7 protein-coding genes are annotated in these 6,139 nt (G+C 34.3%); 2 read left to right on the top strand and 5 right to left on the bottom strand.

Annotated elements, in window-relative coordinates; all coding sequences use genetic code 11:
- Positions 1 to 126: 126 nt before the first annotated feature.
- Complete coding sequence (locus tag DT250_RS20735; protein WP_149213659.1) at positions 127 to 939, bottom strand: polyphosphate kinase 2 family protein; 813 nt, start codon at positions 937 to 939, stop codon at positions 127 to 129.
- A gap of 249 nt (positions 940 to 1,188) precedes the next feature.
- Between DT250_RS20735 and DT250_RS20730 the strand changes: the two genes are divergently transcribed.
- Complete coding sequence (locus DT250_RS20730) at positions 1,189 to 1,653, top strand: hypothetical protein (RefSeq protein WP_149213658.1); 465 nt, start codon at positions 1,189 to 1,191, stop codon at positions 1,651 to 1,653.
- A gap of 19 nt (positions 1,654 to 1,672) precedes the next feature.
- Here DT250_RS20730 and DT250_RS20725 read toward each other — a convergent pair whose 3' ends face one another.
- Positions 1,673 to 1,951: a hypothetical protein gene (locus DT250_RS20725; protein WP_149213657.1), complete on the bottom strand. Its 279-nt coding sequence runs from the start codon at positions 1,949 to 1,951 to the stop codon at positions 1,673 to 1,675.
- 29 nt (positions 1,952 to 1,980) lie between these two features.
- Positions 1,981 to 3,243: an MFS transporter gene (locus DT250_RS20720; protein WP_149213656.1), complete on the bottom strand. Its 1,263-nt coding sequence runs from the start codon at positions 3,241 to 3,243 to the stop codon at positions 1,981 to 1,983.
- Between the two features lie 137 nt (positions 3,244 to 3,380).
- On the opposite strand from DT250_RS20720, the gene DT250_RS20715 reads away from it, so the two are divergent.
- Positions 3,381 to 3,866 (top strand): 8-oxo-dGTP diphosphatase, encoded by a 486-nt coding sequence (locus DT250_RS20715; protein WP_149213655.1) that lies wholly within the window; start codon positions 3,381 to 3,383, stop codon positions 3,864 to 3,866.
- Between the two features lie 28 nt (positions 3,867 to 3,894).
- On the opposite strand, the gene DT250_RS20710 is transcribed toward DT250_RS20715, so the two are convergent.
- Together DT250_RS20710 and DT250_RS20705 are read right to left on the bottom strand one after the other, a co-directional pair.
- Positions 3,895 to 5,520, bottom strand: coding sequence for a YndJ family protein (locus DT250_RS20710; RefSeq protein ID WP_149213654.1), 1,626 nt, complete (start codon positions 5,518 to 5,520; stop codon positions 3,895 to 3,897).
- 5 nt (positions 5,521 to 5,525) lie between these two features.
- Positions 5,526 to 6,137, bottom strand: coding sequence for a DUF4166 domain-containing protein (locus DT250_RS20705; protein ID WP_149213653.1), 612 nt, complete (start codon positions 6,135 to 6,137; stop codon positions 5,526 to 5,528).
- Positions 6,138 to 6,139: the final 2 nt, after the last annotated feature.

The following is a 6,139-nucleotide window of genomic DNA, read 5'->3' as shown; positions in this document are numbered from 1 at the left end:
ATATGATTATTGATTATATACCTCATTCAGTTAATTGTAAAATGTTTCTAAATAAAAACCCCCTGTAATTTTATTATCTAAAATTACAGGGTGGCTCTACTTTATATTTCATATACAAGCTTTGTACTATTTTACAACTTCATCTTGAATAGTTTCAAAGCCTTCTGTCTTTCCATCTTTTATTTCATAATAATACGAAGGTAATTCTATATTATGTTCTAAGAGGTAATCCTCAATTAATGAAATAATAACTTTCAACGTTTTCAAACGTGCGTATAATTTATCGTTACTTGCGATAATTTGCCATTTCGCATTTGGCTTATTTGTTTTTTCAAACATGTCTTCCATTGCTTCAACATACTCGTCCCACTTTTCACGATTACGCCAATCTTCGTCTGTAATTTTCCATCTTTTCAAAGGGTTTTTCTCTCTATCTTTAAACCTCTTTAATTGTTCATCTTTACTAATATGATAGAAGAACTTCCCGATTATATAATGATCATCTGTTAATAGTTTTTCAAAATCATTAATCTCATCATACGCTCTCGTCCACTCCTCCTTTGTAGCAAAACCTTCAACACGCTCAACTAACACACGTCCGTACCATGAGCGATCAAAAATAGTAATTTGCCCGTACTGAGGAAGTTTTCGCCAGAAACGTTGCAAGTAGTGGTACCGTTTTTCATGAGGTGCTGGTGCTCCAATTGGATTTACTTGAAACCCGCGCGGATCAAGATGTTCCGTCACTCGCTTAATTGCTCCGCCTTTTCCAGCCGCATCCCAGCCTTCCATAACGAGCATAACTGCGATTTTTTCTTCTTTTACTATTTGCTGCAATGCTAATAAGCGCCTTTGATATTTTTCAAGTTTCTTATTGTACTTAGATTTCGATTCAATTCTTTTCGTTACATCTACGTTAGCAAGATATCCATTTTCCATAAAACAAATCCCCCTTGTTGTATGACAATGATATTTTAACATAATATTGGAAAATTTTCTCATCAGAAAAAACTGTGTAGAAAAATCTCTACACAGTTTTCATAAAGAATACAGCAGTTAATTTTCGCATTTAAAATGTAAATTACATTCATGAGGGTCATAAATATCACCTTACATTATATGGTATATACTCACATAAAGAGAAGATACTAATAAATAAATCCGTTAAAGAATGGGAGCTCTCTAAAGATGAAGCGAAAAATATTTTCTCTCTTTACACTAATCTGTTTAGCACTACCAATACAAGCTAGTGCGTACACATTTCAATCACTACCAATTGTTTCAAATTCTAAACAGTGGCATATCGAAATTGATAAATCTCATAACGCAAACAAGCAAGCAGTGCAGCCAAAAAAGGGTGTATATGATACATATAGTTTACTCATAAAAAACATCGGTAATGATGTATCAAATGTATCAGTGGAAATACTTGATAACACTCCTACCTCTAAAGCTACTTTTAATCCTACTACGTTACATAACAACGTTTCTAAAAGTCAGACAAGCTCTGACTACATCGTATTCCCTTTAGACTTTAATAGCCATAATTTTAAAGTCGTCATTACTTGGGAAGAAAAAAATTTCTCATACAACGGTCATCCGGTAAATGAGGGGGAACAAATGAAACAAACATTTGTGTTTAATGAAGAATAAGCCCTAATTTAATTAGGGCTTATTCTTCATTTATAAAACCAGATTGAATCGCTTCCGTCACTTCTTCTGTAATTTCCAGCTCTGTTGCTTCCATACTAATTTTCCTATGCCAAATATGTACGGAGGGCTTTTCATTATAAAGATGCTTTATTAATACTAGTTGGTTATATGCTAGCCTATTTTCTCTATAGGTAGCGATATATACTGTGAAATTTTTTGCTTCAACTATCTTTTCTCCCAAAATGTATTTATATCCCAACTCATGTACTAGTAAATCATGTAGGTTTTCTATATTCATATACCATATCCCCCTTTTAGCCTACATAATCAATCGAACCGACGAATACTAGGTACACATAACGCTACTCCAATTGTTACAAGTACTAATATAGCTAGTGTTATAATCGCTATTTCGCCACCTATAACAGTAGCTAACCATCCTACAACCACATAACCTAGTGGCAATAAAGCAAATGAACCTAACATATCAAGGCTTGCCACTCTTCCAAATGCTTCTTCTGGCACAAGCTCTTGTAAACTCGTTTCCCAAATGAGTCCAAATATCATCATACCGAATCCTTCAATTGCCATTAATCCAATTAAAGCAGGGCCCCAAGTAATAAACGGCATTATTAAAAGCGCACAACCGCTTATTAAAACACCACCATAGGCAAGTAATCCCCGCTTACGCCACCGCTCCTTCCCACCAAAAATAAGTGCGGCAATTACAGCTCCAACACCAGAGGATGCCATTCCTAATCCATACACGTAAGCTTCAAAATGATGATGAACATTAAATAACCATGGAATTAATACGACGATAATGCCGGCATAACAAATGTTTACGAAAGAAAAAACCAAAATTGTAATCCATAGCCACGGATGACTTTTTAACACTAAAATACCTTCCATAAACTCTTGTTTGTAATCGACCTTTCTCTTTTCAATGGGTTTTACTTTTTTAAACTTTATTTCACTTAAAAATAATAAACAAAAAAATGATAACAAATACGTTACTGCATCTAATCCAAACCCTATCCCAGCAGATGCAACTGAAACGATCAATCCTCCAAGAGCCGGTCCAATTAGTCGTATACCTTGATTACTCATTTGCGTTAATGCATTAGCTGCATTTCGAATTTCCGATACAAATACTTTCGCTCTTACAGCCGCATACGCCGGCTGAAATATGCCTTCCATAAGTCCGTATAATGCTACGAGTACGTATAGAAGTGGAATTGTTAAAACGTCCATAAATATAAGAGTTGCAAGTAATAGCATTAATATACAGCGAATTATATCTGTAAATAACATTATTTTCACTCGATCAATTCGATCTATGACTAATCCAGCAAACGGTAACGCAAGAATATTAGGTAGCATGTACATTGCCATCGTCATTCCCATTACAACTGTTGAACCTGTTAATGAATACACAACGACTGGTAAAATTACCATCGTTATAGAACTCCCTAAAGTTGAAAGCAATTGTCCAATCAACAAAAACTTAAAATGCCGTGATACTCTAACTGGCAACAATAATTTACCAACATACCCCAAAGCTTTTTCTCTTTGTACTTCCCCTTGCATTTCTCTCTCCTCTTTTCAAATGATTATAAACTTTATAATATATCACTAAAGATTCCTAATATTCTTTTTTAATTATATAAGAAACCATTATGTTATGGTAAAATTATCAAAATAAATATAAAGGAGAATACATGATTATGCCTCAAAATCCTCATAACATCGAGCACCGCATCTATACAATGTGTATGATCCAGCGAAATAATGAAGTTTTACTTATAAAACGCCCCGATCATCGAGGTTTTCCTGGCTACATTGCTCCTGGCGGAAAAGTAGATTTCCCAGAAAGTATCGTTCAAGCTGCTATACGAGAATCGAAAGAGGAAACTGGATTTCACGTTTCTAATTTAATTTTCAAGGGGTTAGACGAATATATAAATCCGAAAGAAAATGTTCGATATATGGTATTCAATTATTGGACAGATTCGTTTGATGGTGAACTTCTTATAAACCCTCCTGAGGGCGAATTATTATGGGTGCCAATTGATGAGGCACTAAATCTTCCTATGCAAAATTGGTTTAAAGAGAGATTCCCATTATTTTTTGAAAAAGGTACGTTTGAAATTCAACGTGTTTGGGACCGGGACTTAGATAAACAAGTTGCTATGACAATTACGCATACGTAAAAAAGCTTGGTATCTCTCCAAGCTTTTTTTACTTTCCTTCTATTTTCTTAATCTCATAATCAATTTCTAAAAACTTAACTCCAAATATCCACATTCTATGGTTAGCTTTTAATATGTGATTCGTGTTCTCTTTTATAATAAAAGTCTCTTCTAACGGTAAACGAATTGTAAAGAAACGAGTATGTAAATAAATCCCCTCATCTCCTTTACCGTTTCTTCTCAGCTTACTAGTAATGATTAAATCATTACTCTTATTACATAATTTTAAAACCCCCGTCATATTCGAATATGGTAAAGGTAATGCAATATTCATATATGTCTCGCTCTTATATGTGTGCTTTGAGTAAAGAGCTACAAAAATAGATTCTCCTGCTTCATTTTTTCTTAGCCAAGCCCTTACATTCTCCCTTCCATCTTTCTCATCTATTATCCCAACGATAGAGCCATGCATCGTTTCCCACTTACCGCCCATTCCTAAATGTATTTGTCCTACACGCTTACTCATTTTCTCATAGCAAAATGCAACCGGACGAAACCAACGAGCCCACTTAATATACGATTGTAACTCATACCCTTTTGTATTTTCATAAAAACGAGTAATACTTAAAGGAATCTTCGCCATGTCAAATCCCTCACTATGAAAATCGTTCATATTATCAACTAAACCTTTGTATTCCTTGCTATCTATTAAACTTCTGTTATGTAAAAATGCTTCACCAACTGTCGTAGTTCCTATTAACCTGCTCATTGGTTTCCCGTAATATTTATGATTCGGAGCACTCTTTTCAATCATCCAGCCGACAAATGCCGGTAACGCTACTCCAATTCCATTGACAACACCGTGAATCCAAACCATTTGAGCAATTGTAATTGTCATTACATGTTTCAAATTCCCATATGAATATACAAGTGAAAACATAATTGTTACCATGAGTGTGCTAGAAGATATGATCAGGAGAACTTTTGCACTAATAGCATTAAATTTCGTACGCCAAACATAAATCCCATAACTATAAATAGCGCATAAATATAGGAAAACTGCAAAAAATTCAAATACTCTTGAGTACGTAATTCCTATTGCAACTGTCATAGGTGAAATGACGATGAAAAACATAATAGCATCATATACTTTACTTCTCTTTTCTCTTTTCCTCCCAATTAAACCAGCTGATAACGGCAATAGAAATGCCGAATAATGAAAGTGTGCAGCTGTAAGCAAAACAATGTCAGAACTAAAGTGCATAATGGAAAGTTTTGCTACAGAAGCAAAAAACCAGAAACCACCTAAAAACAAATAAATAAACGCACTATCGATAGCTGTCTCCTCTAACGGTTTCCATCCTCTTTCTAGCACTCTACTTACACCGAATAACGCAACGATTCCTGTATATACAAACCAAAGTAATGCAAAGAAATAGTGATTTGTTACGAAAGCTAACATTGCACTAATTGCTGCGATTGGATATAAAAGCGATACTAGTTTATAAAAGGATACATATGATCCACTTCTTGTCTTTTTATCAAGAATGCAAAATGACATCGGTATAAATAACAAAATAGATAATAAAATAATTGCTTCAACTGGGTTTACATTTGTCCACTCACATATTAGAAAAACAATATAACAAGCAAGCCCAACTATTATATTTTTCATATCATTTATTTCCTCTCCACAAATGTTCCCTTATATGAAAATAATGAACCGATTAACGGATTGCGTACTTGTACATGAATTCGAAAGCATTGTCGTGTTTCATCATAACTTTCTACAATGTTGGCCTCTCCGTATAAGAATCTAGGTAACGGGACTTTTCTGCCAAACATGTAAAACCATTGTTTCTTTGAGGAAATATGCATTGCCCCCACCTCATCAATATGAAAATTCAATGTAGAAACAAGTATGTGTGGTTCACCAAAACAATCTACAATTTCATTATTCTCTTCATCCAACTGCATAACGGCGTTAAAATATCTTTTCTTATTGTGAAAATAAAAAGTACGATTCCACCGCACAAGTTCATGTCCATATTCATCCCGCTCAGCGGTATTATGTATTGTAAATGGCACTTCCTTCCCCCGCTCAGGGAAAAACATACGGAACTTTGATGCAATTTTTAATATGAATTTTACGAAAAAAGAACCACCATAAATCTCATCCATCTTTCCTTCTCCAGTAAAACTATTTTCTTCTGTAATTTCATAGCGTTTCTGTAATTTTGGATGTAGTTTTTTATAAGAATCCCCTAATAGTCTTTCATACATATTAGCCATAC

The sequence above is a fragment of the Bacillus sp. AR2-1 genome, from assembly GCF_008368755.1.
Classification (GTDB): Bacteria; Bacillota; Bacilli; order Bacillales; family Bacillaceae_G; genus Bacillus_A; species Bacillus_A wiedmannii.
This window is presented reverse-complemented; position numbering and strand designations above follow the sequence as displayed.

Excerpts from the sequence above, each read along its gene's own strand:
- DT250_RS20705 (WP_149213653.1), bottom strand. The coding sequence starts at position 6,137 with ATGGCTAATATGTATGAAAGACTATTAGGGGATTCTTATAAAAAACTA.
- DT250_RS20715 (WP_149213655.1), top strand. The coding sequence starts at position 3,381 with ATGCCTCAAAATCCTCATAACATCGAGCACCGCATCTATACAATGTGT.
- DT250_RS20730 (WP_149213658.1), top strand. The coding sequence starts at position 1,189 with ATGAAGCGAAAAATATTTTCTCTCTTTACACTAATCTGTTTAGCACTA.
- DT250_RS20710 (WP_149213654.1), bottom strand. The coding sequence starts at position 5,520 with ATGAAAAATATAATAGTTGGGCTTGCTTGTTATATTGTTTTTCTAATA.
- DT250_RS20725 (WP_149213657.1), bottom strand. The coding sequence starts at position 1,951 with ATGAATATAGAAAACCTACATGATTTACTAGTACATGAGTTGGGATAT.
- DT250_RS20735 (WP_149213659.1), bottom strand. The coding sequence starts at position 939 with ATGGAAAATGGATATCTTGCTAACGTAGATGTAACGAAAAGAATTGAA.
- DT250_RS20720 (WP_149213656.1), bottom strand. The coding sequence starts at position 3,243 with ATGCAAGGGGAAGTACAAAGAGAAAAAGCTTTGGGGTATGTTGGTAAA.